22 protein-coding genes are annotated in these 22761 nt (G+C 52.6%); 15 read left to right on the top strand and 7 right to left on the bottom strand.

Annotated features, from left to right (window positions below):
* The first annotated feature begins 190 nt into the window (after nt 1–190).
* On the top strand, nt 191–1042 hold the full coding sequence (locus ACR0DE_RS20325; protein WP_480437225.1) for a formate/nitrite transporter family protein: 852 nt from the start codon (nt 191–193) through the stop codon (nt 1040–1042).
* Nucleotides 1043–1199: 157 nt separating this feature from the next.
* Here ACR0DE_RS20325 and ACR0DE_RS20320 read toward each other — a convergent pair whose 3' ends face one another.
* Complete coding sequence (locus tag ACR0DE_RS20320) at nt 1200–1583, bottom strand: hypothetical protein (RefSeq protein ID WP_480437227.1); 384 nt, start codon at nt 1581–1583, stop codon at nt 1200–1202.
* A 25-nt stretch (nt 1584–1608) separates the two neighbouring features.
* On the opposite strand from ACR0DE_RS20320, the gene ACR0DE_RS20315 reads away from it, so the two are divergent.
* The 5 genes from ACR0DE_RS20315 to ACR0DE_RS20295 all read left to right on the top strand — a co-directional run bounded on the left by ACR0DE_RS20315 (nt 1609) and on the right by ACR0DE_RS20295 (nt 5921).
* Entirely contained in the window at nt 1609–1770 is a 162-nt protein-coding gene (locus tag ACR0DE_RS20315; protein WP_171331892.1) for a DUF1328 domain-containing protein, read from the top strand.
* Nucleotides 1771–1848: 78 nt separating this feature from the next.
* On the top strand, nt 1849–3477 hold the full coding sequence (locus tag ACR0DE_RS20310; RefSeq protein ID WP_480755061.1) for an acetolactate synthase large subunit: 1629 nt from the start codon (nt 1849–1851) through the stop codon (nt 3475–3477).
* A 66-nt stretch (nt 3478–3543) separates the two neighbouring features.
* Nucleotides 3544–4044: a Dps family protein gene (locus ACR0DE_RS20305; protein WP_171331894.1), complete on the top strand. Its 501-nt coding sequence runs from the start codon at nt 3544–3546 to the stop codon at nt 4042–4044.
* Nucleotides 4045–4188: 144 nt separating this feature from the next.
* Nucleotides 4189–4551, top strand: coding sequence for a YidH family protein (locus ACR0DE_RS20300; RefSeq protein WP_480437232.1), 363 nt, complete (start codon nt 4189–4191; stop codon nt 4549–4551).
* A 92-nt stretch (nt 4552–4643) separates the two neighbouring features.
* Complete coding sequence (locus ACR0DE_RS20295) at nt 4644–5921, top strand: DUF2254 domain-containing protein (RefSeq protein WP_480755058.1); 1278 nt, start codon at nt 4644–4646, stop codon at nt 5919–5921.
* Between the two features lie 14 nt (nt 5922–5935).
* Here ACR0DE_RS20295 and ACR0DE_RS20290 read toward each other — a convergent pair whose 3' ends face one another.
* Nucleotides 5936–6910, bottom strand: a complete 975-nt coding sequence (locus ACR0DE_RS20290; RefSeq protein ID WP_480437237.1) for an ABC transporter transmembrane domain-containing protein — start codon at nt 6908–6910, stop codon at nt 5936–5938.
* A gap of 751 nt (nt 6911–7661) precedes the next feature.
* On the opposite strand from ACR0DE_RS20290, the gene ACR0DE_RS20285 reads away from it, so the two are divergent.
* From ACR0DE_RS20285 to ACR0DE_RS20275, 3 genes are all read left to right on the top strand, one after another.
* On the top strand, nt 7662–7826 hold the full coding sequence (locus ACR0DE_RS20285; protein WP_480437239.1) for a hypothetical protein: 165 nt from the start codon (nt 7662–7664) through the stop codon (nt 7824–7826).
* A 167-nt stretch (nt 7827–7993) separates the two neighbouring features.
* Nucleotides 7994–8704 (top strand): IS6 family transposase, encoded by a 711-nt coding sequence (locus tag ACR0DE_RS20280; protein WP_480437241.1) that lies wholly within the window; start codon nt 7994–7996, stop codon nt 8702–8704.
* 40 nt (nt 8705–8744) lie between these two features.
* Nucleotides 8745–9410 (top strand): type IV secretory system conjugative DNA transfer family protein, encoded by a 666-nt coding sequence (locus ACR0DE_RS20275; protein WP_480755053.1) that lies wholly within the window; start codon nt 8745–8747, stop codon nt 9408–9410.
* A gap of 460 nt (nt 9411–9870) precedes the next feature.
* Here the strand turns inward: ACR0DE_RS20275 and ACR0DE_RS20270 are convergent, their stop codons facing one another.
* Both ACR0DE_RS20270 and ACR0DE_RS20265 read right to left on the bottom strand, forming a co-directional pair.
* On the bottom strand, nt 9871–11364 hold the full coding sequence (locus ACR0DE_RS20270) for a DUF1254 domain-containing protein (protein WP_480755050.1): 1494 nt from the start codon (nt 11362–11364) through the stop codon (nt 9871–9873).
* A gap of 32 nt (nt 11365–11396) precedes the next feature.
* Complete coding sequence (locus ACR0DE_RS20265) at nt 11397–12818, bottom strand: DUF1254 domain-containing protein (protein WP_480755047.1); 1422 nt, start codon at nt 12816–12818, stop codon at nt 11397–11399.
* Between ACR0DE_RS20265 and ACR0DE_RS20260 the strand changes: the two genes are divergently transcribed.
* On the top strand, nt 12782–13939 hold the full coding sequence (locus ACR0DE_RS20260; protein ID WP_480755045.1) for an AraC family transcriptional regulator: 1158 nt from the start codon (nt 12782–12784) through the stop codon (nt 13937–13939). The genes ACR0DE_RS20265 and ACR0DE_RS20260 overlap by 37 nt on opposite strands.
* A gap of 304 nt (nt 13940–14243) precedes the next feature.
* On the opposite strand, the gene ACR0DE_RS20255 is transcribed toward ACR0DE_RS20260, so the two are convergent.
* A complete protein-coding gene (locus ACR0DE_RS20255) occupies nt 14244–15125 on the bottom strand; it encodes a LysR family transcriptional regulator (RefSeq protein WP_480755043.1) in 882 nt (293 codons plus the stop codon).
* 104 nt (nt 15126–15229) lie between these two features.
* Between ACR0DE_RS20255 and ACR0DE_RS20250 the strand changes: the two genes are divergently transcribed.
* The 5 genes from ACR0DE_RS20250 to ACR0DE_RS20230 all read left to right on the top strand — a co-directional run bounded on the left by ACR0DE_RS20250 (nt 15230) and on the right by ACR0DE_RS20230 (nt 18329).
* A complete protein-coding gene (locus ACR0DE_RS20250) occupies nt 15230–16024 on the top strand; it encodes a VOC family protein (RefSeq protein ID WP_480755041.1) in 795 nt (264 codons plus the stop codon).
* Between the two features lie 38 nt (nt 16025–16062).
* Nucleotides 16063–16833, top strand: a complete 771-nt coding sequence (locus tag ACR0DE_RS20245) for a nuclear transport factor 2 family protein (protein ID WP_480755039.1) — start codon at nt 16063–16065, stop codon at nt 16831–16833.
* Between the two features lie 12 nt (nt 16834–16845).
* Entirely contained in the window at nt 16846–17196 is a 351-nt protein-coding gene (locus ACR0DE_RS20240) for an antibiotic biosynthesis monooxygenase family protein (RefSeq protein WP_480437243.1), read from the top strand.
* Between the two features lie 340 nt (nt 17197–17536).
* Nucleotides 17537–17830 carry a putative quinol monooxygenase gene (locus ACR0DE_RS20235; RefSeq protein ID WP_480437246.1) on the top strand — a complete coding sequence of 98 codons (294 nt, stop codon included), beginning with the start codon at nt 17537–17539 and terminating at the stop codon, nt 17828–17830.
* A 13-nt stretch (nt 17831–17843) separates the two neighbouring features.
* Complete coding sequence (locus ACR0DE_RS20230) at nt 17844–18329, top strand: GFA family protein (RefSeq protein ID WP_480755036.1); 486 nt, start codon at nt 17844–17846, stop codon at nt 18327–18329.
* A gap of 194 nt (nt 18330–18523) precedes the next feature.
* On the opposite strand, the gene ACR0DE_RS20225 is transcribed toward ACR0DE_RS20230, so the two are convergent.
* Both ACR0DE_RS20225 and ACR0DE_RS20220 read right to left on the bottom strand, forming a co-directional pair.
* Entirely contained in the window at nt 18524–20401 is a 1878-nt protein-coding gene (locus tag ACR0DE_RS20225; protein ID WP_480755034.1) for an adenylate/guanylate cyclase domain-containing protein, read from the bottom strand.
* A 307-nt stretch (nt 20402–20708) separates the two neighbouring features.
* Nucleotides 20709–22583: a DUF3604 domain-containing protein gene (locus tag ACR0DE_RS20220; RefSeq protein ID WP_480437250.1), complete on the bottom strand. Its 1875-nt coding sequence runs from the start codon at nt 22581–22583 to the stop codon at nt 20709–20711.
* Between the last annotated feature and the right edge of the window lie 178 nt (nt 22584–22761).

Here is a 22761-nt window from a genome sequence, read left to right as displayed (position 1 = left end):
ATGACTACGGTATTCAAACCCTTCCAAAGCCCGATTGTTCCATCCCACGACACATTTGGGTTGAATATTTTGAAGGGTGATCGGCGCTATCTACCAATACCAAGCGTCGTAGCGATCAAAAGCATCTTGAAATTTGGAACAACGCGGGCTGCCGCGCGTTTTCATATGGGCTTTAGCGAGGGAGCACGTCTTGGCAGCTGATACGAAATCCAAAAGACAAGATCTGGTAGAAAAAGAAAGCGAGAAAGAAGCGGTTGAAGAGGCGTCTGGCCTGTCCCCCAGGCTGATATTCGAGACCATCCGCCGGAACGGCGAAGAAGAGCTCCGGCGACCGGTTCGGGCGCTCTTTTGGTCTGGGATCGCAGCGGGAGTTCTAATTAGCTTCTCTGTGCTGGGCGAGGCCCTGTTGCGTGCTCACCTTCCCGAGACAAGCTGGCGTTACCTCATTGAAAACTTTGGCTACTCGCTGGGGTTTCTTTTGGTCATCCTTGGGCGGATGCAGTTATTTACAGAGAACACAATTACGACAGTTGTACCCACAATGATGACTCCATCTCGGTCCTGTTTTTCTAAAACGGCTCGTCTTTGGGTGATTGTTTTGGCGGCAAATGTCGTCGGGGCGTTTCTCATTTCAGCTTTTTTTCTCTACACGCCGGTTCTGAACAGCGAGACTCTGGCGGTCCTAAATGAGCTCAGCCGCCACGCCACCGGTATGGGGGCCTGGGAAGGCTTTGTGCGCGCTATCCCAGCTGGGATTCTGATCGCAGCGATTGTCTGGATGTTGCCGTCAGCTCAAAACAATGAAGTGCTGCTTATCGTGATTTTTACCTGGCTGATAGCCTTAGGCGATTTTACCCATATCGTGGCCGGATCGGTGGAAATGGCTTTACTTATCCTGCAGGGCATGTTGCCTGCTCACGATGCAGCTTTTGGTTTCTTTCTGCCCGTTCTCGTGGGCAATGTTATCGGGGGTACAGTGGTTTTTACAATGCTGGCTTACGCGCAGATCAGGCCGGAAATTGAAAACCCGAAGCATCTCTGAGGATGCTTCGGGTTTTGGATTTTGAGAAGTATATGGCGGCGGCAGTTTCACAGCTAATCTTTTACCGATCCCGAATGAACAACCAGATGAGCAGCGCCGCGAAGATCAGGCCAATGACGGCTGGCCAGACCAATTCAACGCCAATCACGTTGGGCTGTTAACTGCGGTCGCTTTTCCGAAGTGCAACTCCCAACAAGACGCCAAGTCCAAGTGCCCCTGCAAGTGCAAGCCCGGGGTTCTCGCGAACGAAGGCAACGCTTTTTTCAGTTGCCGTCGAAAGATGCTGTTGCACTTCTTCTTGCGCAGTCTTCAGATTGTCGCGTGTGGCCGAAGCACCATCCTGCAATGCAGTCTTGGCCTCACTGATAACACTTTCAATTCGGTTGGCTGCCTCTTTGTCTTCAATGGCGGGTTCGGTAGTTGGGGCTTCTTTTGTTTGTGACATGGTTGATCTCCTTTCGCTGAAACAACGCAAGTGTTGATCATTGGTTCCAAGATCCGATTGGGAACCAAAGCACGTCTTTGAGAGTTGAATGTTCATCTAAGCCACTTTGAAAGGAAATCTTATGCTATCCTGGGCAGTCATATTTTTCGTTCTTGCGATCATCGCAGGTGTTTTTGGTTTTGGCGGAATCGCGTCGGCCTCTGCGGGCATCGCTCAAATCCTGTTCGTGATCTTCCTTGTGTTGTTCATCGGTTCGTTGCTGATGCGGCTCTTGCGTGGGTGATCATCCGCAAATTAGCCGCCGCTTACGCTCTTTTAGCCGCCGCGGCATTGGTTACTATTCAAGGAGGTTTGACGCGTTATGAGGGATTCCCCAGCCACCCAAACATGTGCTGATCTGTTGATTTCGTGTCTGGAAGCGAATGGTGTGACTGCGGCGTTCGGCGTACCGGGTGAGGAGACGACGGAACTGGTTTCCGCGATTGATCGGTCTGGCATCGATTTTGTTCTTTGTCGACACGAGCAATCCGCCGCATTTATGGCCTCGGTTCACGGACGACTGACCGGAAATCCAGCACTTTGCATCGCGACCCTCGGCCCAGGTGCCACCAACCTGGTCACTGGCGTTGCTGACGCGACGCTGGACCATGTGCCGATGATTGCCATAACAGGTCAGGGAGCTCGAGATCAACTCGGTCGTGAAAGCCACCAGATCATTGATCTTGAGTCTCTATTCGTGCCGATTACAAAGTTCAGTCGTACTCTGGTTTTGGACGACGAGATTCCGCAGGTTGTTGCTGAGGCCGCCCGTCACTGCAATGCCGACAAGCCCGGTGCCGTGCACCTTTCCCTTCCCGAAGACCTTGCTGGTGTTCCGACGACCGCCGAGCCGTTTGTCGCCTCCCCGCCGGCGGAAACGCGGCCTGCGACGGATGCAGTCGTCCGCGCGGCTCGCTTGGTTTATCAGTCTAAGGAGCCCGTCATTCTTGCGGGCCATGGCGTCATCAGGGCAAATGCAGCGGAACTCGTTCGGGATTTGTCAGAGAAACTTTCAGCGCCGGTCTTAACTACGTTCATGGCGAAAGGCATTCTTGCCCCAGACCATCCCCGCTGCCTTCACACGATTGGCCAGCCCGGCGAAGAGCTGGCTTCCAAAGCCTTTGAGTTGAGCGATCTCGTCATCGCCATCGGTTTTGATCCTGTTGAATACCCACCTGCGAAGGTTACGCTGTCTGGTATGCGACCGGTGCTCGAAATATCGGATGTTGCTTCGACGGTCGACGTGAATTGGCCCGTCAAAGCCGCGCTGACCGGAGATTTGCTGCAAAGTATCGGCGCACTTCACAAGGCAACAGCGCAACGCGAGTTGCAAACAGCTTTTGAAGACCTGCGCAGGAAGATCAACGAAACACTGGAGCAGGGTGCTGCCACATCCAAGGGCAAGTGTCCGACGCCGTCCGATATCTGCAAAGAGATATCGAAGACACTTCGCGACAGTGATGTCTTGTTATCTGGTGTCGGGTTACACAAGTTGTGGATCGCCCGAAATGTACAAGCCAAACGCGCGGGTCAGATCATTATTCCCAATGGCCTCGCTGGAATGGGGCTTGCATTGCCCGGCGCTATTGAGGCGGCTCGCCAATTGGAAACGGGTCGGGTCATCGCTGTATGTGGTGATGGGGACTTCCTGATGAACGTTCAGGAGATGGAAACCGCCACCCGGCTATGCGTACCGGTCACCGTGCTCGTTTGGGAGGACAATGGGTATGGCCTGATCGATGAGAAACAACCCGGTGATCGCGAGTTTGCATTTGGAAATCCAGATTGGGCATTGCTCGCCCAAGCATTTGGGTGGGTTTATCACGACATCGATACCTTCGCAAAGCTTGGACCGGCTTTGCAGGCCGCGACTGATATCGCAGTTCCAACGCTGCTTCGAGTATCCGTAGACTACGCTGCAGAAGGTGGAATGCCGGCGACCAGAGATTGAACAGCCGATTTTGGAACCAAATTCATCATCGCACGTTGTTTTCCAGAGTAGCGAAAAGGAGTAATTATGACAGACGCACTGAACGTAATTCCAAACGAAAACCCTGTCGCAACCGGAGTGAGAGACACGGCGGCACTGGCAAAAGCCCTGTCGAACGTCCTGGCCGATACATACCGCCTGACGTTCAAAACGCACGCCTATCATTGGAATGTGGAAGGTCCGTTGTTCTATTCGATCCATAAACTGACAGAAGAACAGTACGAGAACATGTTCGACGCTGCAGATGAGGTTGCGGAACGAATTCGCTCATTGGGTCATCTGGCACCGTCACAGATGTCGGAAATTATGGAGCTCTCTGTGATCAAAGATCTTGAAGGAGAAATCTCTGCGGCTGGAATGATAGAAGATCTTGCTGCTGACCATGAACGTGTTGCGCACCGGCTTCACGCCCTGACAGAAATGGCAGGTGATAGGAAAGATGTTGTCACTGAAGATCTCGCGACCGAGCGTTCGGCGTTCCACGAGCAGGCCGCTTGGATGCTGCGCGCGATTGCCAAGTCAAGCTAAGGATGCGCTTTAGAGCGCTACCAACCAGTAATGGTTAGACAGTGACAATTTCGCCGGGCGACTGCATCCTCCGGGCGAAATTGCCACCAGCCGATTTATCTTAGAGTTACGCCCGTAACGCTGGTGGTACAGGAACGAGATTCAGTGACCGACAAACAAGATTTGGCCGAAGAACGAACCGACTGGGCCGAGGACCGCACCGTGCTTGCCAATGAGCGGACTTTTGCGGGATGGACGAGGACTGGCATGGCAAGCGTAGCGATTGCACTTGGCTTGAAAGCTGTCTTTGGGGCTGTGGAACCGACATGGCTGGCGAAAGCCGCTTCTTCTTTGTTTATCGCGACTTCACTGTTGATCTATTGGGGCGCTTGGCGAAACGCGCTGCGGGTCTACGCGCGTCTGGACTCACATAGCTCAGAACCTGCTTCAAAGACTCACTTATGCGTTGTTGTCGGGTCGCTATCGATCGGATCGGTAGTCTGTTGTATTGTGCTCTGGCTGATATAGCGGGCGAAAGGAACAAACTTGACTGAGAATGTTTGGCCTCCGAAATGCGCCAATAAGGGCAAACATCTCACGCACTATGAGTATGGGGCTTCATGAAGCAAGTAGACTGGCTACGCCTCCGCTTTCTCCGCTACTATCGAAACATGGGTTTGCGCGTGGTGCTCTACGCTTTGCTTTCGGTTTTAGCTGCCTTAATCAGTCCGGTCGTTTCGTTCTTCACGAAGTCACCATTTGGAGGAAATCTACAATTCGAGTCCGTCCTTCCGGTGTTGACCATCCTGGCCACTTCCATGCTCGCTGTGTCGACCTTTTCCCTAAACATCATGGTATCTGCGCACAGGGCCGCTTCGAACGCAACCACACCACGCGTTCATCGCATTCTGTTGGCTGACACGACCACACAATCGGTTCTTGCGACATTCATTGGAGCGTTTGTCTTTTCCTTGGGGTCAATCGTTCTTTATCAAGCTGGCGTTTATTCGGCAGACTCCGCCTTCTATGTGATGTCCGTGACCATTCTGGTTGTTGTTCTGGTCGTAGTATCTTTGCTTCGATGGATCGATCACCTCACTAAAATTGGCAGTGTGGACCACAGTTTGCAATGCGCAACGCAAAGCGCGCGTGAAGCATTAAAAACCTGCTTAAAGCAACCCAGCCTGGGCGCGTCAGAGCTGACGGATGCAACCATTATTCCGGATGATTGCGAACAGCTCAAGAGCGAGCAATCGGGCTATGTCCAATTGATTGATACAGTGCAGCTACAGGATGCCCTGCCCGCCAACGGGTCGGTCTATGTTTTGGTTCGACCGGGTTCGCATGTCGTGTCCGGTGATACGCTTGCTGAGGTTTCCGGGTCTCCGGATTCAAAAACCATGGCAATGCTCGCAGCTGCGTTCACAATTGGGGAACAGAGAACGCATGAACAAGATGCTGAGTTTGGACTGTTGGTGCTGTCAGAAATTGCCGCCAAGGCCCTTTCCCCTGGTATCAATGACGCAGGAACTGCAATCGAAACGCTTCAAGAGATGAAATCGTTGCTTTGGAATTATTACAACGATGTATTGTCAGCTGAAGATACGCTCGTCGCGCCAAACGTGTTCATCAGGCTGCCGGATGAGCAGTGTCTGTTGGAGGCGGCTTTCCAGTCCCTGGCACGCGATGGGGCGGCAATGATCGAAGTGGCGACACAATTGCAAGAAGCACTTTTGAAGCTTTCGGAATCACGGAACCAAAAAGCAGCCTCGGGCGCCAACGCGCTCGCTTGCAGAGCGCTCCGCTATGCAAAACGATCGAATTTACTCGAAGCCGAAAAAGAGCAGCTTGAGCAGGTGGTTTCGAAACACCAACAGGTTCAGGCTGCCGAATCCTGAATTGTTCGACGGAATCAACCACTCGTCTTGGTTTGGAACGCCAGGTCGGACAGCCAGTTTGCAATCATTTTGTGTTGAACATTGGCCAAGGCCGCAACGCGGTAAAACCCGATCAATTCGCGTAGTGGAGAGGATATTCGTTCAAATCCTGAAATAAATGCCACAATCACCCCGACTTGAGTTTCGCCCTGGATCACCAAATAGCCACCGAACAGCATGACCGTCATCGGGCCGATCGCATTCAGAAGATTCAGTACCGACTTCAACCCAAACTTAATGACGTAAAACCGAATCCTGTTGGAGTAGATTTTTGGCAATAGGACCATGGCCTGTGTTTTGTCTTTCTCAGACTCTTGGGAGATCCCTTCGCCGAGATCGCGCAACAGAACCACGCGCTTTTCGAGGAGTTCATTCAGATACTTCTGGATCCACGGTGTCAAAACAATTTGAGGCACAAGAAATGCCAGTGCAAACATCGCGATTTTTGGCTCTACTACAAACATGTAGATCACAACGCCCAACAGCATAACGATGTTTGCGCAGGCTCCTGAAAGTGCACCTCCGACAAAGCCGCTGAGTTTTTCAACTTCGGATCCAATAATCGACACTGTTTTGCCAGAACCAGTTTGATCTTGGCGCTTCTCATAGACGCCCAACAGGTGGCGGCGCGTATACAGTGAAGTGCTTTCGGTGAGCCACGATTGATAAATCCAAAGCCCAAACTTCACCACCTGATGAGCCAGGACTACGGCAACATACGCATATCCGAGCTGTGCCAACAGGGACAGGTCGCGGCTCTCGACGGCCTCGTTTATTATCCTGCGTTGAAGTTCGATAGGCACAAGGCTTAACAGAGCAGCCACAACTGCGACCAAACATACAAATACCTGGTGCCACTCGCTCATGCGCCAGACATAGCGAAGCAAAGACGCCGCCGGCGCGTCGTCACCTGTTCGTTTCACGTCCAACGGTTTTTCTGAGATTTTCATGGTTTTTGAATTCCAGTCGAGGTCTAACAACTTCTGGCAAACACTACGATGTGGGGTTGCCATTTTTCCGAGCGTTCGGTGACTCTCTGTTGTCGTTATTCTTCAGCAAGATAGGGGTTTATCGAAAACCAGTTTAGATTGTGCCCCGCTTGTTAATGCTATGCCTTATAATGACTATTATGGTAATAATAGGCTGAGCTTTAAAAGCGGTGCCACCACTCATTTCATACCATGAAAACCCAAGGAATAAAGAAGTAGCGCTGATGTATGGCTTCATGAATGGGTCTCTTGACAGTCTGACGTTCCAAGGGTCGCAACGGCCTAAGACAAATCTGTTTCCTTCAGACAAATGCATCGCTCCGTAGATTCCTGTGCACGTTGTGCCCTGTTAAATCAGCGACTTCCCATCGTTAACGTGCTGAGAAGTATTTTGTTCCGATTGATTGACACAGAACCAAGAAAAACGGCAACACGAGGGTGATCTGGCAACCCCATTCAGGAAAAAACAGAAGAATCGTAAGACTTTTTGTTTTGACTGGAACAATCATGGTCGGAACTCAGTTATCTGAACATGAGGTGGGCCAGAAAGGCTCAAAACCTTTGGTTTGCGTGCTTGTCCAATTACCTCGCAGTGCGCCCTCAGTTCCTCGACGTCCATCCCCGGACATACTCAGCCCCGCTAGCTTGCTAGCGGGGTGCTTTTTGGACGTAGCGCAATAAACTGAAACATAGAAATCAAGCAGCCATGATGATGAAGTTCATCGACAGGCTGTGCGATCTCGAAGCCCAAAGTGCCAGCGTCAAAGGCTTGATTTCACTTGCCGGAATGCTGGCCACAGGCACCGTACACGTAGGCATCGCCGTCTTGGCGCTCACTGCTCTTCAAGGCCATTCCGGAGATTCCGGATTCAAGTGAGTGGTGCAAAACGCTATGAGTAGCCCCGGTGGAATCTGGCTTGTGGCATGCGCAGGTTTGCTGACGCTCGGCGCCTCGGCATACGGTTTTCACAAAGCGCTAACCGAGAGCTATTGCGACGGCATTGCCAACTTGTCTGCAGGTTGTGATCGGGCTACGGCTCACGCATGAAGATACCGCCCGCAATGCCGCGCCTGAAGGGCTTTCGTTTTCCGCGTGAGATCATCACCTATGCGGTCTGGGTCTACCACCGGTTTGCGCTCAGCGCTGCCGATGTTGAGGATCTGCTCGCGGAACGCGGTGTGATAGTAAGCCGGGAAACGATCCGGCAATGGGTCAACCGCTTTGGCCGCTATTTCGCAAATTGCATCAGGCGAGATCGGCCAGCCGCAGCCGACAAATGGCATTTGGACGAAGTTGTCATTCCGATCAACGGTAGGAAATTCTGGCTCTGGCGGGCGGTGGATGCGAACGGAGATACGCTTGATATCCTCGTCCAACCACGGCGGAGTGCAAAGGCAGCCCGGCGCTTTCTGAAGCGTTTGATTTCGCAATTCGGCGAACCTCGTGTTGTGATTACGGATAAGTTGAGAAGCTATTTCAAACCGATCCGTGATCTCGCGCCGGGTGCGGATCATCGTGCACACAAAGGGTTGAACAACCGGATCGAAGGATCACACAGACCCACTCGAAAGCGTGAAAAGCTGATGGGTCGTTTCAAATCTCCACGGCAGGCGCAAAGGTTCCTTGCCGCTCACGACCAGATCAACACAATATTCCGACCCCGCCGCTATCAACTCTCTACCATCTCATACCGTCATGCCCGATCGGACGCGCACGATCTTTGGAATGGCTATGCACTCGAGTTGACCACCTGAACTCGCCAGCAACAGCTCTTTGCAACCGCTGGCAAACAACTTGGCAATACCGTTTCAGCGCCTCGGCCATCTTGAGCGCGTCGTTGAAGCGTATGACACCATGCGATCGTTCGGTGGCCGGATCATCGTGATTTCACAAACGCTGTCGCGCCTGCAGGACATTTATGGGCATGAAGGTGTGCGGGCGATGCTTGCGAACGCCGGGACGCAAATGTTTGCTGCATCCGAAGATTCAGAGGTACGCGAACACGTGTCCAGGTCCATCGGTGACAAAACAGTCATGAGCAAATCGAAGTCGCGGGCGCTCGGCAAAATGGAAATGGGCAGCATATCGGAACGCGAGGAAGGCATTCGCCTGCTCCGGCCGGAACACGTTGGCCGATTGCCTGAAAATGAGGTTGTGCTGATCCGCGAAGGCAAAATGCCGGTAATTGCAAACAAGATCCGATACTTCGAAGATCCTTATTTCATGCAGTTCCTTGGGGGTGAAGCTCCGAGGATCAAAGGGACATATCGGGATCTCGCTGACGAACAGGCAAAGGACACGGCAAAGGCGCTGGCTGAAGCGAAACCGGCCCCTGCCCCGGCGAGAGAGGTTTCAGAAAAAGACCAGGCAGTCAAAGCCGCGTTTGGTTCACATCGGGATGAGGCAAAATCCAAGGCGATGTCGGCGAAGCAACTGGCGATGGGGAAACTGGCGCAATAAACTGACTACTTCCTTGTGTTTCGGAAGTAGAGAAAACTGGGCATGTCAGCTTCACGGCTTTGACCAGCCGTTTGCACGCGATGCGGCGAAATAGCGTTGAGCCCCTACTGCAAAATGCTGCACAAGGCAGGATTGTCAGCTATGCGCAGAAAGCTGACTTTGCAAAGTTTGAGTAATTTTCCTCTATTCGACGTTTAGAACCTAATGATTGGTCCGTTTGTTATCGGCCTATTTGGCGTTGCCAATATTTCACTTCCGCACCTATGCAGCGATTTGCCTTCAACCTTTCATAATCCATAGTTGAAGGTGTTCTTTAAACTGATGTTTGAACTGGTGAAATCCGGAAGCAAAAAGCACTCAACCGAGTAAGAGGATCCAGAACGGTCGCAAGAGGGAAGGCGACGTTGTCAGGACACGTCGCCTTTTTCGTGTTTTGAAACTACTCCAAGATAGCGAGGATCTACTCGATTAGTGTGATCTCACCGGGCCGCCATGTTCCTTCAAACCAAGGCTCCAAAGGACCGTAGAGTCTTAGAACCGTGGACCAGGATTTTCCGGGCATTGTCTGTATCCAATTCCCCTCTTTGCCTTCTGGCGCTTCTGGCGCAAACCAAACCGTAAAACTGCCGTCCTCGTTTGCTTCCAAAGTGGGTTGGTTGCTATCGACCCCTGCAAGTTTCTGGTCCGTTTCGAGAAGTGAACGGGTTTGCGTGTCGTAGACAACGAATGACCAATAGTCTTTTGCTGGCGGGTTTGGGGGAATTGTCACCGAGTAAGTTTTACCGCCGTCGAAGTAGTTTCCATCGCTGTCGCGATTCGCGAGTGCGTATTGCGATCCGACCCCTACCTTTTGAGCGACCATCGCAGGCGTGATTCCGGTCGCGTAGTAGTGGAACAGAGTCCGCGCATCTAGAATTTTGACGTCACCGGCTTGGAACTCGTGATTACCCCCGACAAACGCGGTCTTCCAATATCCGTCGTCATAGTAGAAAGGTGCGCGGGATCGTGGGGCAAAGTTAAGAGATTTCGCGGCAGCAGTGCCAAGTGCCACGGCTTCGCTCAGCAAGGACTTCAGTTCATCATCAGGTTCAAAAGGCTCTCCCTTGCGAATCCCTATCGAGAACATAGCGCCCATCAACTCTTCCGGCAGCGCACCTTCGGCTTCGCTATCGACGACGGCTTTCATTTCATCGAAAAAGCTGAAATCGTTTGCGTGGATTGTGTTGAACTGTTTGTCCGTTAGATTCACGAACTCTAGCTCTGGTGGGTTCTCTCTGTCTTCCCAGCGATAGACACGCAAAGTTTCTTTGACCCGGTTTACCGCCGCTTCAACACCGTCATCCCCGTAGAACGCACGAAGCAAAAACCAGTTACGATAGCTTGGTGGCTGAACGATAAAATAGCCCTCTTCCGGCAAATCCCCTTCGAATCCGGGAGGCACGATCAGAAATTTTCCGCCTTTGCCTTCGTCAGGGCCAGCATTACCGATATCGGTGACGTATCGCATGTATGCGTCGTTCACGAAACCCAGCATACCTTCGGGCACTTCATATACCACCGGACCTTCGGAGAGATCGGTACAGTTCAATATATAAATTGTTGTCGTGTTGGGTGTCAGCAGTAGCGAACGCGCGTTATACAAATCTTCAAAGATGCCGATTTTCATCGGATCAACCCCAGCGCCTTCTTCAAGACCATGACACATCGCATAAGTCGATGCGGCGGGCATACCATCCATGAAAATCTGCATACCCCGCACGAAGTTAAGCGCGTTGTACGACAACTTCGCGGTTTCTGGCGTTGGAAGTCCATCGAAATACTCCAACGCACCAAAACGTGTTTCCACTGTGTCCGGCACAATGATGCTGTCGGGGACGTTTGCACTGTATTCCTGTGCAAAGGCCGGGATCGCAAGAGACAATGCGGCTACACCTGCGAACATCAGTCTTTTCATACCGTTTTCTCCTAGTGGGATAAGTCTACTATTCAATTCACTTTTTCCAGATCGGGTAGTTTCCAACCGCTTTCTATCCAGCCTTCAGCTGGTCCATAGAGACGAAAAAGCAAGAAAAAGTCTTCGCCGGTCGGAATCCAATTGCTTTCCAGCCCACCCGGAGCAATTGGGCCGAAATACACGTCAGCCGAGCCATCTTCGTTAACCTGCATGTCAGGGAGGTCAGGCGTCGCCAATCCCACCCGCTCGTTGCCTTTTACAAAGCCCTTAGTTTTCATGCTGTATACAATGACGGACCAAAAATCCTCGGCGGGCGTGTCTGATGGAACTGTCAGTTTGTAGGTATCTTCACCGTTGAGCATGGCGCCATCACTGTCGGTTAAACCTGTCAGGTAGAACGTGCCTCCACCGAGCTTTTTGGGCAGGTAAGTGATCCAAGAATATGACCCGCCCGCGCGGTCGTCGATCAAAACCATATCTGTCGTAACATAGGGAAATCCGGCTTCCGGTTGGCCTTCGGCGAATGCCCAGACACCCCATTGGCGATCTTCCCACAAAGGCACGACAGAGCGCGTTATGAAGTGTTCTTGCATCGTATCGTAGGCACATTGGAGACCATCCAGCATGGCCGCTTGTGTCTCCTCGTCAGGTTCAAAAGGATGGCCTCGCACAATGCCCAGAGACGCCAGCATCGCCATCATTACCTTGTCTTGCTCCAAAACAGGCTCGCGCTGAATGACCGCATTCAGATCAGTGAAGAAAGTCATGTCGTATACAGGCAGCGTGTTGATGGGGTTCTCTTTTACGTCGATGAACCGTGTTGCCGGAGGATTGTCCGCATCAGACAAGGCATAGACTCGGAGCGTTTGGGCATATGCGGCCTGGTCTGCGCTTGTGCCGCCATCTTTTGCAACTGGACGGAAAGCAAAATGAACGCCATAGGTGTTGGACTGGTGAACGTAGTACCCGTCTGACGGTACGTCTCCGTCGTAACCAGGCGGCAGGATGAGGTATTTGCCACCTGCCCCCGCATCTTCGCCTGTCGTTCCGACGTCTGCCAGCGGGACTTGCCAGGCATTCACGATGGTTCCAAAGAAGGCCGCCTTATCACCGGCAGGGGGCACATCAATGACTACAGGCTCGTCAACAGTGATTCCGCCACCGAATACATAGGGCGTGACATCGTTGGCCGTTAGAAAGCCGTGGCGACTGTCCATTGGCTCGCTCATATAGGCGATAACGCCCCGATCAGCGCCGGCATCGCGCTGGATTGCAAGTTCGATGTCATAAACGCCGACCGCCGGCATGCCCCAAATCGCAGCTTCACACGCGCGACGTTCGATCAGGTTCCGTTGTGCGTCTGACATCTCGGCGCTTGCGCTGATGGGTAAAAACAGGATCGCAGCGGTGGCCCAAGTTGAAAGGCATCCAATTCTGGGAACGTTATTCGACATTGCTTTCTCCACGTATGCTTGGATGTGAATTTATTGCACAAAGCCAAATGGGATGCGTATCATTTCACGACAGCGGACTTGTAGAAGCGAGACAATCTGGCATGAGCTTACCCCCAATGATTTCGGCGACAGCACTTGGAGCAATGCCGCAGTTTGTCTTGGATGTGGCGGGGGAGAGAAGGCTTATCGCCGCGATGAGGGCAGCCGAACTGTCGTATAAATTCGTGGATGCACGTTCCGGCTATATTTCGGCTCATTCGCTGGCGACGTTCATACACGAAGCGGCTTGGTCAACCGGGCTACAGAACATCGGTCTTTTTTGGTCTCCTCACCTGACTGTCGCAGAGTACGGCGCATGGGGGCGCTATGTTCTTTCGGCCCCGAACTTGGGTGCAGCCCTCAATCGTGCTTCTTTTGTGATGCCGCTTCACTCGTCCACAGATAGGGCATGGTTGGAAAGCCCTGGATCACCCGCCAGGTATTGCTACGATTTTGGTATTAAATCTCACCGCGCCTATCCCGATGTCGGCTTCTCCGCGATAGGAGTCATTCTTAGTATTTTTAAAGCTTATCTCGGAGCGAATTGGACGCCGCGTGCCGTTCTGTTGAATTTCCACAAAGTGACGAACGCGAACGAAGCTGAAGATGTGTTTAGGTGCCCGGTTATTTGGGACGCGCCGCGGTTGGGGATCGAGTTTGATAGGTGTTGTTTGCAAGCCAGCCGCTCAAGTCGACCCAACGCCGAAAATCCAACCACAGTCGTCGACATAGCTAGGGAGCGTCTGGGAGGACCTCCTGAGACGCTTTCTGAACGTGTTGCAGAACTCGCGCGCCAGCAACTTCATGATGATGCGGTTTCGATTGATTCAATTGCGCGTTCTCTAGATGTAGGAGTGCGAACCCTTCAGCGTAGGCTTGAAGCGGAGGGCGGACGTTATCGTAATATTATCAATAGAGTCCGCATAGAACGCGCGACTGAACTTTTGGCTTTACCAACGGAAGCGGTATCCGACATCGCTACCGCGCTGGGATATGAAACGTCCAATAACTTTAGCCGGTCATTTAAAAGGCAAATGGGCATTTCACCCACCGAATTCAGAAGCACTCTTTATCGCAAATAAAATAGGACACAGAGTTCTCGATTAGAAGGTCTTGTGTGGGCTGCCGCTCGTCACTGATGGAAGAAGAAGGAAACGGCAACTTCTAGCATCGTTGCCCGACGTCTTAAGCGGAGCGAGATAGCGGCATCACCGCCCCATTTTTCAACCTTCTAAGCAATCATCGCCGCCAGGTTATCAAGCGCCTTCTTGTAGTTTAATCCAAAAGCGCCCTTTAACCGCACGACCAAGTTTTTTTAGCGTCACTTTGTTCGCCTATCAAAAGTGGGTACTCGTGCAACAACTCTGAACGAAATCTTTGACGAACCTAAGCTCTGATTTCGGCCTTCATGAATTCAACAAAGGCTTTCACGCGCGGTTTGCGAAAAACTGATGGCAAATGGACACTTTGGATCGGGAGCGTGCGGGAGTGGATTCCAGAGAACAGCTCGACCAACCGCCCTGTTTCTAGGTCATCCCCGAGGAATACATCGGGGCAGATAAAGATACCCCGCCCTGCGCGTGTCGGCACGAGGCAAGCAGGAGGGCTATTGGCGAGAAACGGCCCGGATACGGGCACTTGTATGGTTTGGCCTTCGACCTGAAACGGCCAGCGGTTCGGGTCGGGGTTGTTCGCATCCCTTATGCAGATGTGTTCGGAAAGCTCGGCAGGATGTGAAGGCGTGCCATGCTCTGCAAGATAGGCCGGCGCAGCCACGACCTTCATATGCGTCTCGCCCAGCTTGCGGACAATCAGGCTTGAATCATCAAGGTTCCCAATCCTGATTGCAATGTCAAAGCCACCCTTGGCCAGATCAGCATAGTGATCTGACAGGTCCAGCTCGACCGTGACACTCGGATGCTTTTCAACAAAACGAGTTGCGGCTACCGCCACCGCGGTGTCGCCATAGGTGAGGGGTGCCGCAACGCGAATTACACCTTTCAAACCACCTGAAGTATCGAATTCGGCTTCCAGCTGTTCAAGCTCGGCAAGAACACGTCGCGCCCCTTCCAGGTACTTTTCTCCTTCGTGAGACAGAGACATTGAGCGCGTGGTACGGTGAATGAGCGTCATACCAATCAGGTTTTCGAGCCCGGCGACACGCTTGCTCACCAATTTGTTCGAAATCCCCAAGCGGTGTCCAGCAGCAGCGAAGGAACCGGTTTCCACGACTGCCACAAAGCTTCGCATTCCATCAATCCGGTCCAATCATTTATCTCCAGAATGGCGATACATACTCACAATTATCGCCATTTTAGCGAGCAAAAGCCACATCTAAGTTCTTCTCAAGCTCAATCGCAGGAGACAAGAACATGGCAAATTCACATGCCCCCATCTCGATTGGTCAGGTTGCCCTGACTGTGCGCGACCTTGATGGCATGGCCGCGTTTTATGAAGAAGTTATTGGCCTTGGACTGATCAAACGCAACGGCGGAACCGCCTGTCTGGGGACCGACGCTGGGTCACTGGTCGAGCTTCGCCAGGACCGCAATGCCAGGCCTTTCCCGCGCGAGGCCGGACTATTTCATACGGCGTTCTTGCTGCCAACCCAGCATGATCTCGCCGCTTGGTTGATCCATGCCGAGGAACGCGAGCTCCGACTTGATGGCGCATCACATCACGGCGTTAGCGAAGCTCTCTATTTGAGTGATCCGGAGGGGAATGGCATCGAAATCTACCGGGACCTGCCGCGCGAGACCTGGAAGCACAACGGCGAGCAAGTGCAAATGACAACGCAACCGCTTGACCTGAACTCGCTGAAGCAAAATGCCACGCCGTGGCACGGCGCGCCTAGCGGCACTGTAATCGGACATGTCCATCTGCGTGTTGGCGACGTGGATGAGGCCGCGCGATTTGTTACTCAGGCCATTGGAATGGTGCAGACGTTACAACTGCCCTCGGCGCGTTGGTTCGGGTCAGGCGGCTACCACCATCACCTTGCTGTCAACGAATGGCAATCCAAAGGGGCAAAGAAGCGTACAGAATGGAGCACAGGTCTCGCGAGTGTCGAACTTCTGGCGGAATCTGAAAGCCTAAACCCTGGTCGCCTGATCGACCCGTGGGGAACTGAATTCAAAATCACCGCGACGCAAGCCCGCGCCGCGTGAATTCCTATCACTACCGCTTCAAAATAAGGAGAAAATCAATGACCCCCAAAGAACTCGTACTGGAGGCTGTTGCAGCCATTTTTATAAATTTCGACCCATCCGCAGCGCAGCAACTGCTGGCGTCGGACTACATCCAGCACAACCCCGCCGTGCCGACAGGTGCAGCCCCCATACTTGGCTTCATTCCAAGCTTGAAGGACAGTGGGATCGAAGTGAACATTCACCGCGTGATCGCCGAAGGGGACATGGTTGTTTTGCACACGACCTACAACAATGCGCAGGCTTTTGGCGCAGATATGTTGGTTGGCTTCGACGTCTTCCGCGTGGAAGATGGAAAGGTTGCAGAGCATTGGGACAATCTGACTCCGCTCGCCCCGCCAAACCCTTCCGGTCACACGCAAACAGATGGCCCGACCGACATCACTGATCTGGACAGGACAGCAGAGAACAAAGCACTGGTCGCGGATTTCGTTGAAACCATCCTGAAAGGTGGTGAAACTGATCGGATCACCGACTTCCTGTCCTCCGAAACCTACATTCAGCACAACAGCCAGATCGCTGATGGTCTGGACGGTCTGGGCGCCGCTTTGATGGCGATGGCGGATCAGGGCATCCAGATGATCTATTCCGATGTGCACATGGTTGTGGCCGAGGGTAATTTTGTCTTCACCGCATCCGAGGGCACATTGGGCGGCGTACCGACCGCGTTCTATGACCTGTTCCGCGTTGAGGACGGCAAGATCGTCGAGCACTGGGATGTGATCGCAGACATCCCATCCGAGATGGCCCATGACAACGGCAAGTTCTGATCGGACGGCAACATGAAAACGTTCTTGATCACTCTAACGATGATGCTGGGAAGTATAGCCATGGCGCAAGATGCTGGTGTAATTGAGATCGTGACTATGAACCTCGCAGAAGGTGTCACGGCTCAAGAATTCGAACCGGTCGATAAGGCCATCGAAGAAGAGCATGTCAGCCAGCAGCCCGGCTTCATCTCACGCCAAGCGGCCTTCGCGGACGGCAAATGGGCTGTCGTGGTGAACTGGGAAAGCGCAGAGGCCGCGCAAGCGTCGATGGACAGTTTTGCTTCCGCCCAAGCAGCCGAGAAGTTCATGAGTATGATCGACGCAACCTCAATGTCGATGACACGCTATGAATTGGCGCGATAGCGAATAAACCTCCACAGCATCCGAAGGAAATACGGGTGCTGTACACTTTGTTATCATGACCTGTTCAAATGCAAACGTTTGCAGCAACACATTGTATAGTCAGAAAGTAACGCATCCGGACACGCCCGCTGTCGCTACAAAAGACAGCCATATTATGTGTCTGGGAGCTTGCAAAGTCTAGTTGTGAATGTCCGCTTCGGGCTGCGACCAGCTATTCATGCAGGCCGCGGAGAATGGCCACGTCGGAGGCCAAAGCAGACACACCCGTAGCAAAATGATATGGTCATAGAACCAGAGGCGCTCATACATTCAGGAACCGTACTTTACGGAGGTCGGACGAATGATCATGCGCATCTTTCAGGTCGTGACTAGGCCAGGCAAAGAGGAAGAGTTCAGCAAGTTCTTCCATGAAACAGCTATACCCTTGATGAGAGGTACTAAGGGCATCGTTCAAGTGTTTCCTGGTGCCGCACGTGCTGACACACCAAGAGAATTCAGCTTTGTCATGGTGTGGGAAAACCTAGAGTCACTAAAGGCTTTTGTCGGCGAAAACTACCAAAGCTCGCATATCGATCCGGCGGAGGCCGAATTGGTCGAGTCGCGTTCTATCAAGCATTATGAGCTGGTCCAATAAGGGCCATGGCTGAATGCTAGGAAACAACTCGGGGGAAATAATGATCAAAGGGAAATGCGGCTGCGGAGCCGTAACGTATCAGATGACATCACAACCTATGTTCGTGCATTGCTGCCACTGTAGCGAATGTCAGCGACAAACCGGGGCAGCCTACGTCTTGAACGCCATCATTGAGGCTGATCGCGTGACGTGCAAAGGGCCAATCACCGAAAATGAGCTCTCCACTCCAAGCGGGAAAGGTCAGATTATTACGCGCTGTAGGGATTGCGGCGTCGCCGTTTTTAGCAGCTACATGATACGCCTTGGAAAGCTAAGGTACGTGCGCGTCGGAACACTGGACAACCCGGATCAATGTCCTCCGGATGCACAGATTTTCACGAGCAGCAAACAGGCCTGGGTGCCACTCAGCGAGGAAATTCCTATCTTCGAGGAATTTTACAAATTCGATGAGGTGTGGCCGCAGAATTCGTTGGAACGTTTGGAGACTGCTCTATCCTGACGGATCAGTCGTTGAAGCTGAATGGCGGCGTTTGTCCGCAAATAGGCGTTTGCAAAGCCCGACGAGCGAGGTCCGTTTTGGGCTGAAATCACTACAAAGCCACAGCCGCAAATCGCAGGATTAAAGTTTGTCGCGATAGTTGTGGGTGTCTGAGTCTGGTGGCGACACCCGCAAAGCGAAACTCGAAAAATGGTTCATTCTTTGGTATCAGGCACACCCAATTTTTGCAGATCCTCTACCCACCGATTGAGATACGCCTCACTCTCGAATGGCGCATTCATCGCTTCTTGGATAGTGAATTCGGGATTGGCCGCTAGAAACTCATCGATAATAGTCTGCGCATCACTGGGAAGACCAAGGCGTAAAAGAATTGGCGCGTAGGTGCGTTTCAAGCCATCGGGTATTTCGTTCATTTGTTCAACTGAAGCCTTTGCATCTTCATACTCCTCGGCGAAGTACTGAGCCCAACCCAGATTCCAAAGATACCAGTCTTGGTGATGTGGGTTCAGCCGGATCGCCAGTTTCATGCGCTCAACGGCTTCGGGCGCCTTGCCGCTATAGACGAGAGGGTCGATGGAATCTGCCAGAACGGATGCCGAATTTGGATTCAGAGCAATTGCTTTGTCGTAACGCGAAGCAGCCCGCTCAAGGTTACCGCTTTGAGTGGTTGCATTGGCTAAGACCCAATGACCTTTGAAATTGAAGGGTTCCAGTTCAATGGCTTTCCGCGCCGTCTCAAATGCGCGCTCCAGTGATTCCTCGCGCGTTAAAGAGTTCGTCCACCCCCAACGATATCCGTTAATATGTGCCCAAGCGTTTTCGACATACGCCCCGGCATAGTTCGGATCGAGAGCAATGGCTTTTGCGCTAAGCTCTTCCGCCCTGATGTTTCCTTCTTTTGTGAAGGTAAACCACTCCTCCTGCGCGCGTTTGCGCAATTCGTAAGCGCCAAGACTATCAGTAGGCTGATGCTTGAGGCGGCTATACTCCGCCAGATCGATATTCGTGGAGAGAAGCGAAGCTATCGTTCGCGTTATCTCATCCTGTACTGAAAATATTTCCTGTAGGTCTCGGTCATAGCTGTCTGCCCAGATGTTCTGGCCCGTCGTCGCATCAATGAGTTGGGACGTCACGCGCAAACGCTCACCGGCAATTTGAACGCTTCCCTCAACGATGTAGCGAACACCCAATTCCTCTGATACTTTCTGTATATCTGCCGGAGTGTCCTTATATGAAAACGTGGAGTTCCGAGCGACTACGAAGAAGTCTGAAAAACGGGACAAGGCGGTCAGTATGTTCTCACTCAGTCCGTCGCTGAGGTAGTCTTGGCTCGGGTCGTTGTTGAGATTGTCGAACGCCATGACAGCGATGGAGGGTTTGCCAGACAGGACCGCGGCTTGTTCATCCGTGTCCGGGGATCGCACCACGGACCAAGGTTGCAGCCATGCGGCGGCTACTAGCGCCAGGACAGCTGCGGTGCAACTTACCATGATCAGGCGATTTTTCGTAGGCTTGTTCGTAAGTGGCGCGATAGGAGAAACGATGGCTTTTGCCTTTTCATCTATTTTTAGGCTGTAGATGTGAACGGGGTCGGAGATATTCTTGACCTCTCGCATCCCCAAATCTTCTATGGTGAGATCGAGCTTGGTATGGACCTGTTCGAAAACGCTGGCCGACATGTAAATGCCATCCGGGACAGCCAGGCTTTCAATGCGTGCGGCGACATTTACACCATCCCCGTGAATGTCATCCTGATCGACGATAATGTCGCCAACATTGAGACCGATCCGGTATCGCACCTGCGAATCTTGCGGCAGGTCCGCATTAGCGACGCCTACATAGTGCTGCATGTCCAACGCACACCGAACGGCCTCAACTGCACTTGCAAACTCAAGAAGCAAGCTGTCGCCCATCAATTTGACGATGCGCCCATGTCGTGAAGCGACAATTGGTTCAAAAAACTGCTCGCGATGGGCTTTGACCCTTGCAAGCGTGCCGGCCTCGTCATTTCGAATAAGACGGCTATAGCCAACCACATCGGCGGCAAGTATCGCTGCTAGACGTCTTTCCAAAGACTGAACTCCCACAGTGGGCACCACGCTAAACGCAAAATTGCTTCTAGGCCAGATGCGCTAGCCGAACACACATCTCCAAAAAGAGCGATTGTTAAGTCTTGATAAGGTATCAGCCTTGAAGCTGTGCCTGACTGCGAAGTGCAGTACTTCATTAAATGTCCGCTTCGGGGCTGACTGCGGTCCTTTGGGGTAAAAATGCGGATGTCCGCAAAGTCCGCAGAGCGGTCATTCAGACGGAACGCAGCGAACGACCGCTCGGAGCACAGAGCAGACTAAGTGATTTTTAGTCTTAACCTAATACTACTCATCCCTGAGGTGTGTACCAAATTGGAGATGTGTAGGCCCGCTCCTGTATTGAGCGCGGTGCTTCGTCTGGGATCTCCGTTCCGAACACCTTTGCATCGTATGTCGTCCAACGCGGCGTTGGTATTGCAAGCACTCTCACGTAGTAGAACGCGCTTTGCGTCGGGTCGTAGTCCGGGTCTTCCCAATATCCGACGAGAATTGCCTGGCCGATGTCATTTGTCCAAGACGCGTTCTCTACATCCACCGTATTGCCAACCGGGCCATCGCATCCAGCGCTGGTAATTTCACGCCCGCCACAAGCAACATCATAAACACGTTCCGACGTTGAGCCGTCACTGTTCAGCCAGCCTTTGACGATTTGAATGCGGTCGAGGTTGGCTCCATCGGGGTCACGGAGCGCACGGATGAGAAATCGCGGAGACCGATCATCACTGTCCGCTTTCAACTCCGCCCCCATCGGGACGCCATTTTCATATCCATACTCAGCAAAGTCAGCGCGCGGCAGGTCTGTTTCATCAAACTCGTACCCCGCAAAAACGCGAACACGCATGCGCGGCCCTGTGGTTGCATAGACTTCTTTCCGAGCAAAAGCATCCCAAATGGCCTCGCGGGTGTTTTCCCTTGCCCAAACGGCCGCCAAACCCGACGCCGAAGTCTGCCATGCATATTGGGCAACACTCTCGTCACCACCAATACCGCCGACGACCTCTTCAATTCGGATCGGGTCAGCAGTAGGTTCAACAGCCGCGACTTTCCCGAAGAAATTGTCCTCGCCGACCGTGGACAGCGATGTATGAGCATCAGTTGAGCCGATCACGCCAAACTTGAACGGGTTTGTCCCAGTTTGCGCCTCGTATCCAAGCCCCCGCCGCAACGCTGCCCGCGCATACTCGCGCGGAAGCATCTTCGGTGTCTTGGGCTCTGGTCCAAGTTGTCCTTTGTCCCACGTTTCGAAGTCAGCAAATTCATCGTCTGGTGACAGCATGGGATGCGCTTCGCCGTCACCTTTCATTTGTGTGATTTCGTAGATCGGTTCCCACTTGGCACGCTTTTTGAAATACTCAACATCGAACGGTTCGCCGGACAAGCGCACTTCGTCAAACATCAACCCGTTAGACAAATTGCCATTGTGCGGGATCGCGAGCAGCTTTTGGCCTGTTGTCTCTTCGGCTTGTTCCATCCATGCCCAAAGGTCTTCGGGGTCGAAGCTATCAAAGTTCGAGAACGGGATGATCTTGTCAGCGCCCTCTTTGCCACCGTTGAATATGACATTCCTGTGCAGGTTGTTCCGCTGTGGGTTTGAGGTCCACTCGAACCCGATGAGCGCAGTAAACAAACCCGGTTGATTGTGTGTCTCAGCGGCAGAGGTAATGTTGCTCCACGCTGTTTGGTAAATCTCCTGATAATCCGCCAATGGGTCTGTGCCAGTGGACTTGGCTTGGCTCCAAATCGACCATGCGCCAACGGGATCACCGGCCTCGACAGCCGCGTTCAGTTGCTGGCCAAACTCCGTGGAGAGCAGCGTGGCATCTTTGGCTGAGAGCAGTGGCGCAAGACCAAGGTTTTCGGCGTGATCGGCAATAACCAGAAAATCCAATGGTCGGCGCAACCTCGCTTCGACACCGGTGCTGGATGTAACGACTTCTCCTTTGGCAAACCTGTACGCCTCATCAGGGCCGAGTACATTCCCGATCATCCCAGCATCGGCAGAGTAAGAGGTATGCAAATGGGTGTCGCCGAAAAAGACCTGATTAGGGAAGTTTTGTTGTGGGTAGGGGGAGTATTCTCTGTCGCCGGGTTGAGTGTTTGGGATGTCCTCGGCGTGTGCACCAGCGGTAAGCGCGAGGGTCAGAATAGATGCTAAACGGAACATTTCCTAACCTCATATTTTGTTCAGAGCTTACAACGCTCAATACAAGTAACTATGACGCATAATTTGAACTATATTCGCCTAGCATAGCTGCCGCTAAAGAAAACTCTACTAACGATGGCTGCGAGCCCAAAGCACTGTTCACGTAATAAATAAAGCACACGACTGTAACGAAGTCTCA

The sequence above is a fragment of the Ruegeria sp. C10 genome (genome assembly GCF_056537805.1).
The sequence above is the reverse complement of the archived record's forward strand: the minus strand, read 5'-3'. Positions and strand labels throughout refer to the sequence as shown.